General features: G+C 42.0%; 11 protein-coding genes. 1 reads left to right on the forward strand and 10 read right to left on the reverse strand.

Annotated elements, in window-relative coordinates:
* Window positions 1-18 precede the first annotated feature (18 nt).
* Genes pglZ through E5Y90_RS16745 form a run of 7 tightly spaced genes read right to left on the reverse strand, consistent with a single transcriptional unit; the run spans window position 19 to window position 13,933 of the window.
* Window positions 19-2,643 carry a BREX-1 system phosphatase PglZ type A gene (gene pglZ / locus E5Y90_RS16715; RefSeq protein WP_174660688.1) on the reverse strand — a complete coding sequence of 875 codons (2,625 nt, stop codon included), beginning with the start codon at window positions 2,641-2,643 and terminating at the stop codon, window positions 19-21.
* Window positions 2,644-4,578 carry an AAA family ATPase gene (locus tag E5Y90_RS16720; protein ID WP_174660689.1) on the reverse strand — a complete coding sequence of 645 codons (1,935 nt, stop codon included), beginning with the start codon at window positions 4,576-4,578 and terminating at the stop codon, window positions 2,644-2,646.
* A complete protein-coding gene (gene pglX / locus E5Y90_RS16725) occupies window positions 4,575-8,084 on the reverse strand; it encodes a BREX-1 system adenine-specific DNA-methyltransferase PglX (RefSeq protein ID WP_174660690.1) in 3,510 nt (1,169 codons plus the stop codon). The genes E5Y90_RS16720 and pglX overlap by 4 nt, the downstream gene beginning before the upstream one ends.
* 46 nt (window positions 8,085-8,130) lie before the next feature.
* Window positions 8,131-11,811, reverse strand: coding sequence for a BREX system P-loop protein BrxC (brxC, locus tag E5Y90_RS16730; protein WP_174660691.1), 3,681 nt, complete (start codon window positions 11,809-11,811; stop codon window positions 8,131-8,133).
* Between the two features lie 41 nt (window positions 11,812-11,852).
* A complete protein-coding gene (locus E5Y90_RS16735) occupies window positions 11,853-12,428 on the reverse strand; it encodes a DUF1788 domain-containing protein (protein WP_002010699.1) in 576 nt (191 codons plus the stop codon).
* A gap of 16 nt (window positions 12,429-12,444) precedes the next feature.
* The gene (locus E5Y90_RS16740; protein ID WP_174660692.1) at window positions 12,445-13,056 is read right to left on the reverse strand and encodes a DUF1819 family protein; all 612 of its coding nucleotides are present in this window, start codon (window positions 13,054-13,056) and stop codon (window positions 12,445-12,447) included.
* A gap of 10 nt (window positions 13,057-13,066) precedes the next feature.
* On the reverse strand, window positions 13,067-13,933 hold the full coding sequence (locus E5Y90_RS16745) for a WYL domain-containing protein (RefSeq protein ID WP_174660693.1): 867 nt from the start codon (window positions 13,931-13,933) through the stop codon (window positions 13,067-13,069).
* A 225-nt stretch (window positions 13,934-14,158) separates the two neighbouring features.
* Between E5Y90_RS16745 and E5Y90_RS16750 the strand changes: the two genes are divergently transcribed.
* Window positions 14,159-14,488: a DUF4236 domain-containing protein gene (locus tag E5Y90_RS16750; protein ID WP_087554208.1), complete on the forward strand. Its 330-nt coding sequence runs from the start codon at window positions 14,159-14,161 to the stop codon at window positions 14,486-14,488.
* Between the two features lie 106 nt (window positions 14,489-14,594).
* On the opposite strand, the gene E5Y90_RS16755 is transcribed toward E5Y90_RS16750, so the two are convergent.
* The 3 genes from E5Y90_RS16755 to E5Y90_RS16765 all read right to left on the reverse strand — a co-directional run bounded on the left by E5Y90_RS16755 (window position 14,595) and on the right by E5Y90_RS16765 (window position 17,716).
* The gene (locus E5Y90_RS16755) at window positions 14,595-15,242 is read right to left on the reverse strand and encodes a Fic/DOC family protein (protein ID WP_000464611.1); all 648 of its coding nucleotides are present in this window, start codon (window positions 15,240-15,242) and stop codon (window positions 14,595-14,597) included.
* Window positions 15,243-15,244: 2 nt separating this feature from the next.
* The gene (locus E5Y90_RS16760; RefSeq protein WP_000755725.1) at window positions 15,245-15,430 is read right to left on the reverse strand and encodes a hypothetical protein; all 186 of its coding nucleotides are present in this window, start codon (window positions 15,428-15,430) and stop codon (window positions 15,245-15,247) included.
* Between the two features lie 630 nt (window positions 15,431-16,060).
* Window positions 16,061-17,716 carry an HNH endonuclease signature motif containing protein gene (locus E5Y90_RS16765; RefSeq protein ID WP_031974807.1) on the reverse strand — a complete coding sequence of 552 codons (1,656 nt, stop codon included), beginning with the start codon at window positions 17,714-17,716 and terminating at the stop codon, window positions 16,061-16,063.
* Between the last annotated feature and the right edge of the window lie 415 nt (window positions 17,717-18,131).

An 18,131-nucleotide genomic window follows, 5' to 3' on the forward strand; every position in this document is an offset into this window, starting at 1 on the left:
TCTATCGTTAATTCGTTATTAGAAGAAGTCATCGGTAAATGCCAGATCAATGGTGACCTTATAGCGTTGCATTTCGATATTCAGGTCTTTGTCCTTCAGCACTAGGAAGTAATCCTTCTTACGGTCAAAATCAGTACCGGACAATGACAGTCTGACCTGTTTAACCCGTTCCGCAACAGAGTCGGTACTGCTATCAAAGGTCAAGGTTTCTTCACTAGATACTTTGAGATCCCCATCATAAATGGCAATCGACAGGGTCACTGGCATGACCAGCTCACTGACAGCTTCAGTTTGCATCAAATCAAACTTCTGGATGTTATTGACCATTTTCAGCGTGGATTTAGTAGAAATGACCTCAACTTTACGCTTGGTCCGCTGTCCAGCCTTTTCACCACGCAGCTGTTTCACTGTCAGTACAGGCACTACGATTTCCTGAGGCATGATGCCGCCATGCACGAAACGTGAGCCTCCTACAAAATGGAAACGGTTCGCCCCTTTTGGAATCCAGAAATCAGTCGCAGATAGTGTGCCTGCCGTAGCTTGGGTTGAGCCTTTCCATGCTTCCTTGCTCTCTGGTAAACCATGCCCAATCACATAGCGTTTTTTGCTTTTCAATGCATTGGTCGGTTTTTCAGTCAAGCTTGAACGATCCGCAGATTCCAGTTTACTTTGCTGGAACAAGAAGCCATGGTCGGCTGTGATCAACAGGGTAGAAATATTGAAATGCATCAAGATTTTGCGGCTAAGTTCAGTCAGCTCTTCAATGGCATGTTCCACCGCCATAAAGGTTTCTGATTCTGTAGAGGCACTGTCTCCCCGAGCATCAATCACGTTGTGATAAACGTAAATCAAATCATGGTCTTTAAGTGCTTCACGGCCTTCATCACGCGACCAACCTTTTACCGTTTCAGCGGTAACCGCCAATCCATTATAGGCAGCCAGAATTTTGGATCGTGCTGCAGTCCCTTTGCTGGACTGCCCATCTACTAAAACATCATCACCTGCAGCCTCTTTGTACTCCAAAGTCTGATGCGGCAACAACGAGGCCATGCCAAGTGTGGTGTAACTTGGAACAACGCCCAGCTGTGAAGACAAGGTCGCTTCAGAATAACGCTTTTCATTGATACGATCGCGCAGCTCTACCGCAGCTTCATAACGGAAAGCATCACTGATAATTACCACAATACGGCGTTTCGTTGCGGAACTGAGTAAGGGTCTAACGTGAGTATCGTAAAAGTTCTGCTGATTTGGGATATCCGTCATTTTCCAAACATTCAGACGTTGCTCAGCTTCTACACGCTCGCCCCAGTTGCGTGCCAAGTGGTCAATAAACCAGTAGGAATAGCAATTTTCCACTTCTTCATCGAGTTTTTTAAGGATATCGACATGAGCGCGTTGAGAAGCAGCACTGTAGTGGCGATAAGCCATATCAAAGCGATACAAATCCTGCTCGTAGGCTTTATACAAAGCTTCACTCGAGTCGAAATAGAAACCGGCATCAAACTGCTGTCGCAGGCTAAACAGCTCAATGGCTGCCTGCAACGCTGTATAGACAGTACGATATTTACGGCGTGTTGCATCATCCTTATGTTTGGAAGCCCAATAACCATCCAGACGGGTAGAAATAACCGTTTTGAAATTTTCCAGTTCAGCCTTGGCGGCTGCAGGGATATGACTGGCCAGATCGACAATGATCTTTTGTTCAATCACTTCAAAGGTCATGACATCGAGCAGCTGCTCCAGATCAAAGGCCCCGACCTTCTCCTGGATCCGCAGTGCATTGGCCACGGTCTGGGAGAGTGTATCGAAGGTTGGGTAGTATTTAGAACTGTCTCTCCAGCGCGACAAAAAGGCTCTAGCCGTCGCACGGGAGCTGACGGATGACATCACCAGTTCCTGGGCCCATACGGGGATATCGCCCAAGCTTTCACAGAAACCTGTAGTCATCAAACGGATAAAGAACGTACCGAGCTTGAATGGTGCTTCCCCATTCAACTCTTCAACCGATGCTGGATAACCAATTTCCGCCTGTAATGCTGTGACTAAAGCTGGCACTAGTTGGAACTTTTCCAGTTCAGCAAAGGAGTCTGGATTTACTTCCAGATCCAGATTCTGCTGTACCATTTCATCTGCCAGTGCCAGAACGATATGCATCAGCTCGGCACTGTCAGCCTTAACCACCGCGGCAATCATGGCCATATCCAGATCCTGTTCATCTGCATCAGACTGGATATAGCGTTTTAAGGTGCTCAGACGCGCTTTGGCTTTGAGGAACTCTTCACGTTTGGCCAGATGTTCTCTTAAACTTTGTTGTTGTAAACCGAGCTCATTGAAAATAATCGAGAAACGATCGGCATAGAAGCTGCGTGAATACAGCTTGATGTCCAGTAACCAGTCTTTTTCGGTTTCAGGCTCAGGGCTTGGGAAATACAGCAAGTATTTGCCCTGCTGATCTTGCAGTTCTAGTTTGAGCTTGATCGCCAGACTCGACTCTTCTGCCATATTCAGAATCTTGACATCTTTCAGTTTTAATGCCTGTACTTCGTCGCTAAAGGACCGTTCAGCATCGTACCAAAAGACAATTCGGTGTTTTTCAGTATAAAAGGCTTGTTCCAGACCTTGTTTGATTTGATCAAGATTCATTTAGTCTAGCCACCCTCTAATTTCCTTAATCCACCTTGGTACAGCATGATTTTCATCAATATTCTCGATATATCGCTTCGCAAACCTAAATTTATTATTATCTTGGTCAAAGAATCTATTTATAGCTTCCCACTCACTAGATCTTAGATCTAATGCAAAATAAGATACCTGATCAGAAATTTCTTCAATATCTTTAGTTAAGCAACATAAATCTTCAGGATAATCAGCTTTAAAAGATAATAGAGTTTGATAGAAGGTTTTACCTGGTAAGGAAGATTCAATTTCGGTAGCAGGTGAAACTGGGTTTGATTGGATATTCACTAACTTGGTGGTTTTTTCGGTATTACAATTTACCATCCTTTTACAAATTAGCTTTTCAGAATTACTGACGTTATAACTTACAAACTCAGCATCTGTATCCGAAATTAGAATTATTTTTCCATTAATTTCACTCTTAAAATCTTCATATGCAGTTTCTAAATATTTATATAACCTCTTGATTTCTTTGGCACCACCAACTGGCACTATTCGTAGTTTTTTTGACTCGATAAGATCTTCAAAATACTTATTAAGATAAATTTTTTCAGAACTTCCTTCGCATATAAGCCAATTATATGGTTCACTCCCCATTGAGCTAGTTATTACAGATTGCACAAAATCATTCATGCTCTTTAACCGAATATCAAAAGGCAATCTTCCTTTTGAAGAAGCGGTCATCTGCTTGATTTGTTCTCGATAGGAAGCAAGATTTATTTGATCAAATACGTGTGTACCTTCTATCTTAGAAATAATTGTCGCACTACCTGACTCTATAACTGGTAAAAATCCATACCAGTGCGATGAAAACATGACCTGCATACATTCTCGACTAATATCATAAAGTGCATCGAATTGATCAAAACAAGCAGACATATGTAAGGATGATTCTGGTTCATCAACAGCAATAATTAAATTTGCACCACTACTTCTATGCTTGGTTAATAAACTATGTGCTACATCAATAATTGCTTTTTGTTTTTCTCCTGAACTAAGTGAACTAATTTCAAGCCAAACATCACCTTGTTTTTTATGCAATTTTCTAATTTTAAAAAATGCTTGAATAATTAGGTTGTATACATCAGCCTTTTTTAGTTGTTGCTGTCTATCAGTAGGTGTTCTATAAGAATAAATTTCTAATTCACTTTCCAATTTATCTAAAAAAGCATTTAGATTTTTATTAATTTCATTGATTTGTCGAGTTGTAACTTTTTCACTTAAAATATCATTTAAGCTTTCACCCATTAAGACTTGAATCTCATTGGTCTCTAATTTTGTAAATATTTCTGGATCAAGTTCTCGTGGAATATAAATATATTCAATTAATTTTTTAATAACATCTAAGATCGGTCTAAATCCATTCAACTCATCTGCATTCAGGTTATTCTTATCGTCTTCAATCGTGCTATCAAATAGCTTTGTAACTAGAACTCGTGTATTGAAAATAGAGAGAGATATATTGCCATTATAGTCTTCTCCTATAGGAAGCAAAAAATAATCCCCGACATCCAAATTACGTATTATATTTGCACGATGATCAATAAATCTTTTTAAATGTGACTTTGTAGATGGACCAGCAGCATCTTCTGAAATACCTAAAGCTAGATCACTTAATATAGATGCTTTTTGGAAGTCAGCAGAGCCTTCCTCAAAAACATCTTTTTTAACTAAAAATACTGGAACAATTTGAGGCTTAGTAACGGTTATGCCACTCTTTTTTGTGGAAGTATGTAAGTTCCATTCTTTTCCATTAAAAAAACAATCCAATGCTTCCAAAACAGAACTTTTGCCTATCCCATTTTCGCCAACAAGACCACAAAATCTGTCCTCATCAGTAATAGGGATATAATTAATGCCTTGATATGTTTTAAAATATCGAAGAAAGATTCCTACTATCATTGAGACTTATCTCCAGTAATGTCCTTCACATTAGCCAACAAGTCCCCAAACTTGCCATAATTCACCTTTACCCCATCATCTAGATCCAGTGAAATACGCTGATCGGCATAGTGACGTAATTTTTCTTCAAAGCTACTCAGTTCAGCCTGTTGCTTATGCAAGTCTTGCAGTTTTTTCTCAATACGTTTGATTTCAGCCGCAGAGTCACTATTTTCTTTGTCAGTTTCCAGAGAGTTAGCATAGGCTGCCATTTTGGAAATGAGTGGCATAACGTATTCAGTACGCATACGTGCCAAAGTGCTTTCATTATAGCGGTGCAAGTACACTAACGCCTGGAAAGCACCCTGTTTACCACTGCTGAATAACCAGTAGATTGGGCGCTTTTTATAGGTCTGCATGTGGTCTTTATAGAACTTGCTGGCGAGGTAACGGCGGATCGTATCTTCTGCTGTTTCACTTGCTTTTTTATCCAAGCTTTCTGCCAGCCACAGCATATTGGCATCCAGCGTGTCTTTGCCCCAAACCGCAGTTAAAAACTCTTGGATACGATGTGTTGCATCATCTTCAAACCAGTGCATTTCGGTGAGTGGAATAATACCGTCCGCATCGGCTGGGAATGTTCTATAACGACTGGCATCAAAGTTTTGATTACCTGCATGGGCATAGATTAGACCTGCTTCATCTAGACTATAACGTCCCATCATGCAGCCAAGGGCATAAGACACTAAACGTTGGCTGTCTTTTTCACGGTCAGCACGGGTAAGCGTAATTTGCTCATCAGGTACATCTGGTGTCAGTTCATCCTGTAATCCATAAGCATCAATAAACAGCTTGTTGTTTTCTTCTTCCAGACGTTTCATTTCAGCCACGGCGTCAGCATTTTGTTGCTGCCAGGTGTTAAAAGCTTGTTCTAGGTTTGGCTGTTGAGTACGAAGGATTGGGTTTTGAGTAAAATCCCATGAGGTTTCATAAGAGTCCCAATCAGTTTTAGCAATTAGTACACATTTGGTTGAAATTTCTGATACCAACTTAGTATCAATATTTTTAGGTACCGGAATAGAGCCAACATTATTCACTTGATAATTTAACGTAGGATTTATGATTTTAAGAAAAGCTGATGCCGATTTAGAGCACAACAATGCAGTATAAAAAGCTAAATTTTTTTCATCTTGTGGAAAAAGTGAGCACCCAGCCATATCAAAAATGAAACCATTTGGTTGCTGGCGTGCACCAAAATATGATGAAGAGATGAAAGACCACGAAACAGATGGTTTAAAATAACGAGATCTAGCACGAGGGTATGCTCTACCTGAAGCTATAATTTCTTGTCCATCTTTTTCCCAATTCACAACATTTTCAGCATTCCCATACCATTTTCTATAACTTCCACCTTTTGCATATGGAAACCATTTCAATTGAGATGCCATCGCATCATTAGATGATAGAAATTCTTTTCCAAACTTTTGAAAATCTATTTCGCTCCATTCCCTTACATAAAGTGCATTTTCTCCAGTTGTCATACCACATACTGCTGAAGCTTCGTTTGAAATGAGAGGTAATTTTTCAAAACAATTATTAAATTTTAAACTTATCCAATAAGCTATTGGACTACCTGGAATTTTCTTAAAATCATCTGGTTTTGCTGTTTTTAGTCGCTCATTCTGTACAGGGAAACTTTCGGGAACCCCATCTTCATTTACATCATCATTTTCACAATAAGAAAAGCTACCTTCATAATCACTAATATGCTTATTCAACATCACAGTTGCAGCTGTACCGAAAGCAATACCCATTACCCCATTACCCATATGCACCATATTAGACAATGTTCGATCCTTTAATAGCTTTTCACGCATCGCTTCGTAAGAGGATAAAAACATCCAGCTTTGCATGGTCACCATGCTGTTAAAGCCACTGTCCTTACACCAGTTAAAACCACGTTCAATAAACATGGCAAACAGGTCTGACTTGCTGTCTGGAAATTTCTTTTTGGCAAAATCTTTAAGTGCTGTATTCATGCCCTTACTGCCCATATACGGCGGATTGGCAATTACAGCATCATATTGTTTAGCGAGTAATTTGGCTTGCTTGACTAAAGGTAACAGCTCTTGTGCTGACTGTTGCGCAAAAATATCCCCTGATTCTAAAGCTGTGTTTAGCTTACTTTCTAATTCAGGCAATTTTTTAGCAAATGCTACAGGAATTTGAATCAAAGAACCGAAGGTCGAAGCATGTTCAAATAGGTCCAGCAGTTCTTTTAAATCTGTCTGAGCAATACCAGTACTTGCCAAATCCTGACTGAATGCATCCAAACGCTCAGGCTGACTATCCCGCAACGCAATAATATTGAGCTTCGGTGGATTGCTAAATAAACGGCGGTCGTCCTCACGTGCTTTCATCAATAGCGCAAAACTAGAGAGCTGTGCCGCACGAGTATCAATATCAATGCCGTATAGGTTATTTTCTAGAATCAACCGTGGAATATCGCGGCTACGGTAACCACGCTCTAAATAAATCGCTTTTAAGCAATCATAAGCTTCCACCAGAATATGCCCCGAACCACAGGCTGGATCCAGCACCGTAATACTTTCAGGGTTTAAAGTATCGCCATCTTCACTGATCCGCACATCAATCAGCTGTTTTAACTGTGCATTGACTTCATCACTTTGCTCAGCAGGCTGAATATAGTATTCCCACTCACTAGCAAGCGTACTATCAGGCTGTGCCATCAGCCATAAACGACCGACACTATTCTGTACCAGATATTTTACAATCCAGTTTGGGGTGAATAACTGTGTCGCTGCAGGAATGTCTTCACTCTTGACGACTTTACCAATCACCTGGTCTTTCTTTTCAGAAATATAGAATTGATACAACCAGCCAATAATTTGCACATCCGACCAGTCTTCTTCCGGAATGCTGCTAACCAGATCACGAATCAAGGAGTCGGTTTTGGTCAGGTTATCCGGTAATAACAGTTCTGACTCATCAGAAACCTGTTCGAACAGCAACGGCATCACCTGATTCAACGCATGACACTGAGCCAGTAATAGCTCCCGATACAGTTCTTCGTCTTTATTGCCATCCAGCTTGAGTTCAGCCACACGGCTTGCATCTAAATTCGGTAGCTCAATGTCCAGACATTCTTCCAGAATCTGCGGCAAGCCTGCACTACCATCGGCACTACTCAGTACACGGCGACCATGATCCAGTAAGCCTTTGCATTCCATGTAACGAATCGCACAGAGACGGTTAAACCAACTGTAAGCGATATAATCAATCGTCTGCTCAAAGCTAGTTGCTTGAATACGTTTGATCAGCTTGTCACGTGGTTTCATGACGGATAGCGGAAAAACCTGATCGCCAATCAGCAGCAAATCCCCTTTCTGTTCTGCCGGTAAAATGCTGTCTGCGGTGATGCCGTATTTGGCGGCCTGCTTGCGCATGGCTGCGATAAAATCATTTCGTGCTTGCGGTGCGTATTTTTTAATATTACTGGTATTCATAGTTCAACCTTTAATTAATGACTGATGCCGATATCCCTAAGCCGAGTTAGCGGATACGCACACGCTTTTTATCACTCACGATTTTTTTCAGTTCAGCTTTGAGTGCGTCTACAAACTGATCCACTGATTCTTCTGTTTCCAGGTAGACACTACTTGAGCTTTTGCTGTAAATGCTGGCGACATCGACTTCGACTACCGGTTTCGGTGGCACTACGGCTATCGCAGGCTGTACCGGACTCGCAGCAGGTGCTGATGTAGCTGGGCTGGAGGTGGTTGTAGTGTTGGTTACACTCTCAGCTTTGCTCTGAGCCATTTGTGCCGCTTTGGCCTGACGCTGGATTTCCACCTGAACTTCACTCTCCAGCTCATACAAGGCTTCATCAAAACGCTCGACGCTGGTTTGGGTTTGCAGCATATAGATGGTGGACAGGCTAGTTTCCACTTCAATATCCGTTTTCAGCAGTTGTAGTGGGCGTAATAGCTTGTTACTCAGCTCAGCGGTGGCAATACCACTGTTTTTAATCTCGGCTTCCAGCTGCTTGATCTTGTCATCAATGTGTTCTATCGCCTGACTGCGCTTCTCACTCAACAGTCGCTCATTGACGCTTTCCACAGTGCGAACCAAATCAGCCACTTTATTTAACAGGCCATAGGGCGATTCAAGGGTGGAAATACGGTGTAATTCGGAGAGGGCTTTTTTTGCCACCTCATCACTGCCCAGTGCCTGTTTGTTTTTCTCAAAATGACGTAAGGCTTGCTGCAGTTGTTGCCAGCTTGGCATTTGGTTAGTGAAGAACTCGTGAATGTCACGATAGTCTTCTTCCAGATCCAGATAGTCGTCCTTGTTCTCAACCACGGCTTTAAAGAAATCGAAGCTGTCGCTATTCGCCAGCAGACGTTCCAAAGTCAGAATCGATTTTTCAATCACTTTCTTGCCCGGGAACTGCCCGACATCAGTTTTACTCTTATACGACTTAAAGTTACCTAACCAGTTTTTAAAATGCTGGGTATAGAATTCAAACAGCTCTTTTTCTGTCGCTGGTCCCATGGCCGAGAATAGGTCTTGGGTGAGTTGGCGTGCCTGTTTCAAGACCTGATCATCAGTCTGGCGTTTTTTAATGATCGACACATCACGGCGACGGCGGCTGTTTTGTAAAGGCTCAAAGGCATCTTTCAACTGTAAGCTGCCGCCATTTAACTGCAGAGAAATCCGCCCCATCGCAGCCAGCTGACCCACCAATAGTAAAATTTCGGCATCTGGCCAGCCATAAGGACGTTTGGCAAAACGATCCACCACATCTGACACCAGAATACGTTCGGTACCCGTTGCACGCAGCGAGATGTACTGTTCGACATCCTGTAGGGCTTTCGGATTGCTCTGCCCACCATCCAGTGACAGGCCTAACTGCGCCATATCATCCACAGTCAAAACAGCGTTCAGTTCACGCCAGGCATCCTGCTGATAGACTTGCAGATAGCTCAGTTTGGTATAAGTGTTTTCCAGCAAATAACGACAAGCCTCATCCAGCTTGGTGGTTGGACTTGAAGATGAAAGTTGTAGGTGTTGACCCAAGGCATAACTTTCCGCGTCCAGCAACATTTCTTCGACCCGGGCACGCAGGCGTTTTTTACGCTCCTGGTTCTCACGGCCACGGTCTGCCAGGATACGGCTGATATCGGACTGAGTGCCATCATCATTTAACCGAATAAATTTATTGGTTTTCAGCCAGGTGCGCAGTTCATTAAAGAACTGTTTATCGTCTGCCAGTTTAAACAGGACTTGTCCTTCGGCCTGAGTACTTTTACCAATACAGTAAGCTTCAGTATAGAGGTTGTATTCCGTATCCAGCGGAGAAATGATTTCAACTTTCAAATCGCTCTCATACTTGCCATCCAGGCTATGACCATCCAGAAAACGACCAATCTGATAGTCCATCTTGTTGGCTTGATGGCGGTATTTGTTCTGATCGCGCAGTAAATCTTTAAAGATCAGGTTGGCTAACTCTTTATTTTCTTCTGAAGCTGCTAAGTCAGTGGCTTTAATTTTACGGGTGATATCGCGCTCTTCATTAGTCAGGAACAGGAACTCATCGCCATTCCTCGTAATCAGGCTTTCTTTTTCCAGACGCTGCAGGCTCTCTTCAATCCGCTTGCGCAATGCCAGCTTATCTTCATCAATTTTCTCAATCGACAAAGTCACCAGGTTATCCAGCGTACCTTTGATGATATCGACATAGCGGATCATGAACAGGGTACGCAGCATCTGCACATCAAAACCATCCAGGGTCTTATTCTGCCCTGCCTGGTCGATGGTACGCTTCACTGCTGTATCCAGGAAGCCTTCCACTGAAGTATAGAAGCGGTGGAAAGGAACCAGTGCCCCGACTTCATCTGTGGCAATCGCATTCGCGGCCATCTGGAACGCATCTAGCATGGACCGTTCACCATAGGCCAGGTGTGCACCGGTCGCACCGACTTTACGGATTTCTTCAAATACTTTTTGCACCAGCTGGAAATGGTACGGCGCAAAAGGATAGTTATGAATAAAGCTGTCTGGCCCCTCATAGTTCTTGAGGGTTGGGCCTGAACGGTCAAAGGTAATCTGATTTTTTAAGATATCGCCCTTTTGCTCAAACACCGATCTGAGCAATGATTCTGCTTCTGGGGTTTTACGTAATAAACGTTTCTGGATGACTTCATCGGTATTGGAACTGGACAGTGATAAACGGGTTTTAAAACGCCCAGCAATCTTGGAGAAGTCATTGGCTTTGGAAGAAGACATCTCACCTAAAACAGCATCGATGTCTGCCTGTGAGGTCACGATAATCCAAGCGCGGCCTTTACAGATCGTACCTAGGTTTTCAGTAATGGTTTGCAATGTCAGCATCAAGCGGGTATCGCTGCCAATAAACTGCCCCACTTCATCGACCAAGAATAACATGCGTTGCTGGGGTCCTTTGCTGTCCAGGTATTCTTTCACCCACTGACAGAAGTTTTCGACCGAAACACTAAAGGTCTGCTCAGAATCCTCAAACCATTTATGCGCTGCTTCTGCTGATAGATTCAGTGCCTGAGAAATCGCAGTTTCGACATCATCCTGATAGAACTGATAACCGTCACGCTCCTCTAGCCAGGACATGCCACTGGATTCCTCAAACGCCTGTTTAAAGCGTTCGTAGACACCTTTCTGGCTCAGGTGACGTTCCATATGGGCAATATGTGGATGATCCGCGCTAAACCCCTGATACTCGTTAAACACACGTAAAAACACATTCAGGATCGGATTGCCATCATCATTGGAGCTGGCTTTACTGTCGATGTTAAACAGGATGACATCGGCATGATGGCTGACGGCCTTGCCAATATCCGCACGGATAAACGCATCACGAATTTTGCTTTCATCAAAGAATTCTGCGGCGCTACGCTCGTTACCTTCCGCATCGCGTACCACTTTATTGGCCAGAATATACGACAAGGTTTTCAGGAAATGTGATTTACCTGAACCAAAGAAGCCCGAAATCCATACGCCGACACGGTTGGCAATCGAAGGATCGCTCAGGTCTGTGCCATAAGACTGGAAAAAGTCCCGAAAATGCTTTTCCAGTTCATTGGTGACCACATACTCATCGAGTTCCTGATAAACCGTAGTATTGTCATTCTGGTCTGCTTTTACGACCCCGTTAATCGCACGATCTAATGGCTTGTAAAAAAGCTCTTTAATGTTCATCTCAATCCATTCCCCCGAATTTTTATTTCTATTTGCCGTGTTTAAGGCACTAATCTGAATGCTCTGTAGTAATTATTGCTTGGAATTTTTCCAAATAAACTCATCGCTTGACCGTCGTAATAACCTGGGTAAAACAGCACCACTGGCTTATGCCCCAGTAACGAATGCAAACTGTTCAATAAGTGATGGGCACGTAACAGTGGCCAAACCGACCCAACCCCAGTCATCAACACAATATCTTGCGCATTGGTGGCATATTTACTCACCAGATAGGGCGCGAACTTATCCATATGCAGTGGGCCCTTTAAGGCTTTGAGCAGCGCTTCATCGCCTTTGGCTTTTTGCATTTGAATGGCTTTATCGATGAAGTTACGCTCAGCCAGATAATCCACCACGGCTTGCAGCAGGTTGATATTCACCACCTTCAGCTGACTGTGTTTTTTCTCCAGCATCCCGTCTAGAAAATGCAGATATTCGCGCACCTTCAACTCATCTTCAGGTGCATAATCAAAAATCCAGAAGCCAATTTCATTGCCCAATCCTTGTCCAGTGAGAAACTCAGTGGAAAGAATTCGCTCTGGAATCTGGTTCAGACGCTCATGTATTGTTTGACTCATTGCTGCCCCTCTACAACTAACGCGTCCATACCGACACTTCCATAGATCTTTTAATGCGTTGTTTATAATGTTCTTCCAACAGGCTACGCAGCTCTGCTCTGACGATCACGCGCTGCAACTCCAGCTTACGGGTACTTTTTAAGTAACCGGCTTCTGCCAGCATGCGAAACACCACCTGCCCCATTTTTTTCTTGCTGGACTCTTTCCAATCACAGATATCCGGATCACGTTGTGAGCGTTCATCCAAAAAATCTGACCAGATATAACTGTCCAAGTATTGCGCCTGAGAGATATAGGCATCCCTCATCACCGTTTCCATAAACTCAAGCAGCAACAGGTTGCGTTCCAGTGCGCCACAAAAAGCCACCTGGGTCGCCAGCTCATCATCGCCATCACGCAAAGCTTTCCAGAAATCAGGTTCTAAACGCTCCAGGCGCTTGCGAATAGCGGTGGCATTGCGTTGCGCCGAAGCCGCAGTTCTTTTTTGCAGAATATTGTCCACCTGAATCGCCTGATGCCATTGCTCTGTTGTGGCCTCACGCAATAACAGATCCGCGATTAACCGACTTTCACGCACCATCAGTGAACCACCAATCAGGTCACTGTCATAATGAAATTGCTCTAACATGGCCAATCTCCTATGAGGCCTGATCAAACAGATAAGACGACAGCTTTTCGATATCTGAGCGTTGTAGTACCAAGGGATATTTCAAGGCATCATCCGCCTCAGCCAGCGTGATCGCGGCCTGATATCGCTGCAAAGTATAGTGAGCCAGGGCTTTTTTGACCGAAATCTGTAATCTGCCATCAGGCATGCCGAAGTCTTTTTCGACCAGCGCTTTTTGAGCTTCATTCAATTTTGGATTAGGGATCAGCGTCAGTACAATTTCTTCATGCCATTGCTGATCCTGAGCAGGGTCTACTGACTCAATCGCTACCACAACAGGTGTGCGATCAATTCTGGAGAGTAAAAAGTCCTTAAACTGCTTGCTCTGATGGCAATAGGCACGGACATGCCAGCGAAAACCGGTATACACCAGGGTGTGTGGGGAAATGATGCGTTCATGCCACTGCGGATTCTGCATCGAGGCATAAATCATTTTTAAAGTGTTTTGGTTTCGGCAGGCACGCAAAACTTCCCGAATCACTTCAGGACGTACACTGCGATCAGGTAATTGAACTGCTGCAAGATTCGGTTCTGGTGTCGCAATCAGGGTATGCGATTCACTAACCAAACCTGACAGCATATTGAGATATTCATTGATATGCGCTGTAGTCAGTACAGGCTGGAAGCTGGCCTTAGGCACATAACCCTTGACCGATGGATCATGAATCAAGGCATCGGGGTTATACAGCGTATTATAGCGCTTGATATCCGCAGAAGCCTGCTGTCGACTAAGTCCAAACCAGCTCATCAAACGATTGGTAACCAAACGACCTTCCCAGTATGCAAGCAGCTCGATCGCTCGCATTCGAAGAAGCACTTCATGCTTATCTGTCGTCATATACCAATCAGTCAATAAATAGCAGTTTTAAGATTACCCCATAGCAAATGTACAGTAAACATTTTTGACGGTATTTTAAGGTAGTATTGCAATCACCAGATAAAAAATATACGGATGTCTCTATGGGGACAGCCGACTAGCGAGGTAGATGAGGATCTGAGATTCTCTGAATTTACCTCTATCAACTGAAATACACAGCGAACAGGTTTTGCAAATGGGGGAAATATGGGCTTTAGATTTCGCAAGAGCATTAAAATCTTACCGGGTTTAAAAATTAATCTGACGCATAAGGGCATCAGCAGTGCGAGCATTGGCAAACCCGGTGCTTCTTTAAATATTGGTAAAAAAGGCACCCGAACCAGCGTGGGCATTCCCGGAACAGGACTTTCTTATTCCAAGCATCATCCTCATACAAACAGGCCGAATACTCCACAGAACGCCTCTGAGCAACCACCGCCATTGAATAACCCAGGTATGCAGACATCCAGATCAACTGTCTGGCTCTGGATCGCTTTTGGGGTGTTGTGTTTTATTGTTGGAGCAATCGTCTTTTAGAGGCTTTACAATGATGTTTGATTTTTATCATGGAATCATTTGAAGTGTCAGCAGTAGGCCTGAAGAAACACCAAAATTGATGCTGAGTACGATATTGGTTAGGTGTTCAACTTACTTCTAATCTTTGAATATTAAGTTTAATCATTTTTTCAGTGAGCTTAAAGTTACCTTCTTTCCATCCTGCGATCACTGCTTGATTCATAGCATCTGAACTCACAGTGGTCCAATCGATCGTATAACCTAACTTAAATAGTATCTGGCCTAGCATGAAACGTTGTGAGCGACCATTACCTTCTCTAAATGGATGAATATAATTTAAAACAACAAAAAATCTGGCTAAAAAACTACAGACCAAATCTATATTTTCTTTATTATTAATCAAATGGTTAAAGTTATTATTGAGGCATGAAAACAGCAGATCTGATAAAGGAGCTATGCTATTGTAACGGAGAAAGATACATTCACCTTTATAGGTATTCACGCGTCTTAATTGGCCAGCCCATGGGTAGACATCCATAAATAATTGATGATGTATATTTTGTAAGTGCTGTAAATCAAAATTGCCTAGAAAAACAGAGATATTTTCCTGTAACCTTGTATTTTGTAAGGCACTTAGCGCTTTCTCTGCCTCATTCAGGTCTTTGGTATTAGAAATACCAAGATTGTTGATCAAAACACCATTTTCATCACAGAATGGATCATCATAAAAATCTTCTTCCGTCAGATAATAATGTAGTGCATCATCAAAAAACATTTTTATCGTACACGGTACATTTCAACGAGTGTATTTCTGGCTTGTTCAAATGTCTTAGAACCCGTCACATAGTCATTAATTGCTTGTAAGCCTTTATTATCTACAACCAAATTATCTACGGCAAATGAAGCTTTTACGATTTTAAAGGCTTCAGTACGGCTATTTCTCATACCAATAACTTTTTTCATAAAATTCTCGCTTCAAATGGATCATGCAGACTCTAAGGATATAACATTTTCATTGAGAAAAAAGAAGTTCCTATGAAGTTTTCACAATTATCTTAATAATTCACCTTGAATATAAAAATCCAAATTCTGTCTTTTTGATTATTTTCTATGTCATGTTATGTCATTGCTACTACGACTTATTTGCCACATAAATTGGGTGAAAAGTAAATGGAATTACTATGTTAACTAGAGTGGAACTCATTTTTGTGGTGCTGATGGTGTCAGGCTTAATCTTGATTGCTTATGAAATGCTAAAAGGTTTATTCTAGGGCATCTACACATGATTTTTGATCAAAAAAATACCCATAGAGGGAATCTATGGGCAAAACTAAGGATCTTGACGATCATTCAGAAACTACAGCTAGCTTCTAACTATGATTCTGCATTAGACTTCTTGCGTTAGTCAAATTTTAAGCAGCCAAAAGCTATATTTTATGAGGCTTTAGCCAATTCAAAAATTAGATAAAACTATACTTTCGCAAGAGGTCTACTGAATTAAAAAAACCACATTGGCAAAATAGATCAAAAGTTAAATCATGTGATTTATCATTAATTAACACACTTGAGAACACAAAAACATAGCCCTGCTGATTAATACAATAACTCACCAAACAAATCCGCTCTGATCTCTTCTAAGCTGAGATCTGATTTCATTCTATTACAGATTGGATGAACCAGCAGACCATTCTCTAGCACCCCTTGCCCACCAACGGCTTTGGCAATTTTATGATCCGATTCAGTAGAATCAAGATAGATTAATCCATCACAAATGAGGCAAAAGTTATGATTACCCACCAGAAAATTGTGCTTAAGTAAACTTTTGGTTAATGCTGAAAAGGATTTGGGCTTTGAGCGCGAGATTGGACTAATCGACTCCACATATCCCACCACATGCTTCACGACCGTATCATCATAATTCCCCAAAAATCTTTCAACATAAAACTCATTAAAGTTTATGTATTTGAAGGCCTTAGACATGGACAGAATAAATGTATTCAGGCATTCCTCATCATCAAAATCAACCTCCATTTCCAAACTTAAGCAAATAAAGGCTTTATAGACAATTTGTAGCCGATCATAGCCCTTGATACCACTGCCGAACTTGCCGACCGTTTCGGTGGTCGCCACGGGGAAATTGGCGATCAAGAACTCAATACTACGGCGTACCCGGGTGAAGTCCTTGAAACTAATCGTTCGATGATGAATCTGCATGCGACTTTCATGAATTTCAAACACAATTGAAAACCATGCTAGAAAGGAAGTAATTTGAAAACGCTGGTCCTTATAAAAATATAAGAACGGATGTAAGCCCAAACTCGGAACCCCAGTATTTTTTACAGGAGTGGCCATTCTGCAAAGGGCCGTAAACAGATGTGACATGATCTTTTCAACGCGTTCACCCTGATTCAGGCTCATGATATTATGAATCCGATCACCCGCGATGATATTCATGAGCTCATTGACCAAGCCAATTTTTTTGCCATGACTCATTTCAGTATCTAATAAGATGGTAGAGAAAAGCAGCTGATGGATCCTCTCCCCCAACTCGATGAGCGCATTTAAACGTGTATATTGAAGCTCTTCTAAATTGGATTTATTGTCATTGATATAACAACAAGCATAGATCGCATAATATGCATCACTTCCCCGACTTCTTAGATGATATTCCTCATATTTATCCAGGCGTTTAGTATCTGAGTTAATCGATTGGAATACGCGTCGTGCATCTTCTGGAGTACCAAGCACTTGCCGGAAACTGATTTTAATATCGTCTAATTTAGATTTTTGTTCTGCAAATTTAGGATCAATACAAATTTTTTGGAAGTCAGCCAGATCCCCTAAATGATTTCGCAGGTCACGAATATCTTCTTTTTGTTGATCGCTAAAATTAGGCGCTTGAGTGGCTTGTTCATCTGCAAAATATCTCTTGACCCACGCATAAATACTCGAAAGACGATGCGCCCCATCGATAATATAGATGTTGCCGTGTATATCTTTCCAATACAAGATACACAAATTGATATTTTGATCTTCTGTGCAATTCCCAATAAAGTTTGCAATTTCCCGCACACTCCAACATTCAGTAGAACGCTGGTTATCCGCTTTAAATAAACATTTGATGATGGCATGCTTTTCAAAATCAGTCAGTGCAACTTCAAAATTGTCTCGTTGCATTGATGGTGACATTTCTTCTGGCAACATGACTTTACGCTGAATGATATTCGTCAGTAATCGAGTTTGGCCCATTTTTTGTTTTCTCCAGGCAGCACTTCTCTATATTCGCTCAAATACGAAATTTGAAAGTGCATATCGTTCAATTTGGTTAAAGCGATGAATTAAATGACCGTCAATATCCGGTCAGCGCTAACAAAAGAAACGTAAGAGAAATGGGGATTTGAGATAATGAAATCTTCATGCTGAGTACCTGTAGTTTAGATTTTACTATCTACAACCATCTTTTTCCACGAGATGGAGGTAGACCAAACAGGGGTGGAAATACCGCACTACAGAAGACGGCCAGTCATCGACTGCCCTGCCTGGCCTACCATAATGGCAAGCTAAGCATAATAAGCACAAAAAAACCGCTTAAAGCAGTTTTAATGCTTCTGTAGTAATTTTCAGGTTTCCACGCCTGATTACAGATTTTACTGTAATGTAATTA

It is taken from the genome of Acinetobacter sp. 10FS3-1 (assembly GCF_013343215.1).
Taxonomy (GTDB): Bacteria; Pseudomonadota; Gammaproteobacteria; order Pseudomonadales; family Moraxellaceae; genus Acinetobacter; species Acinetobacter lwoffii_C.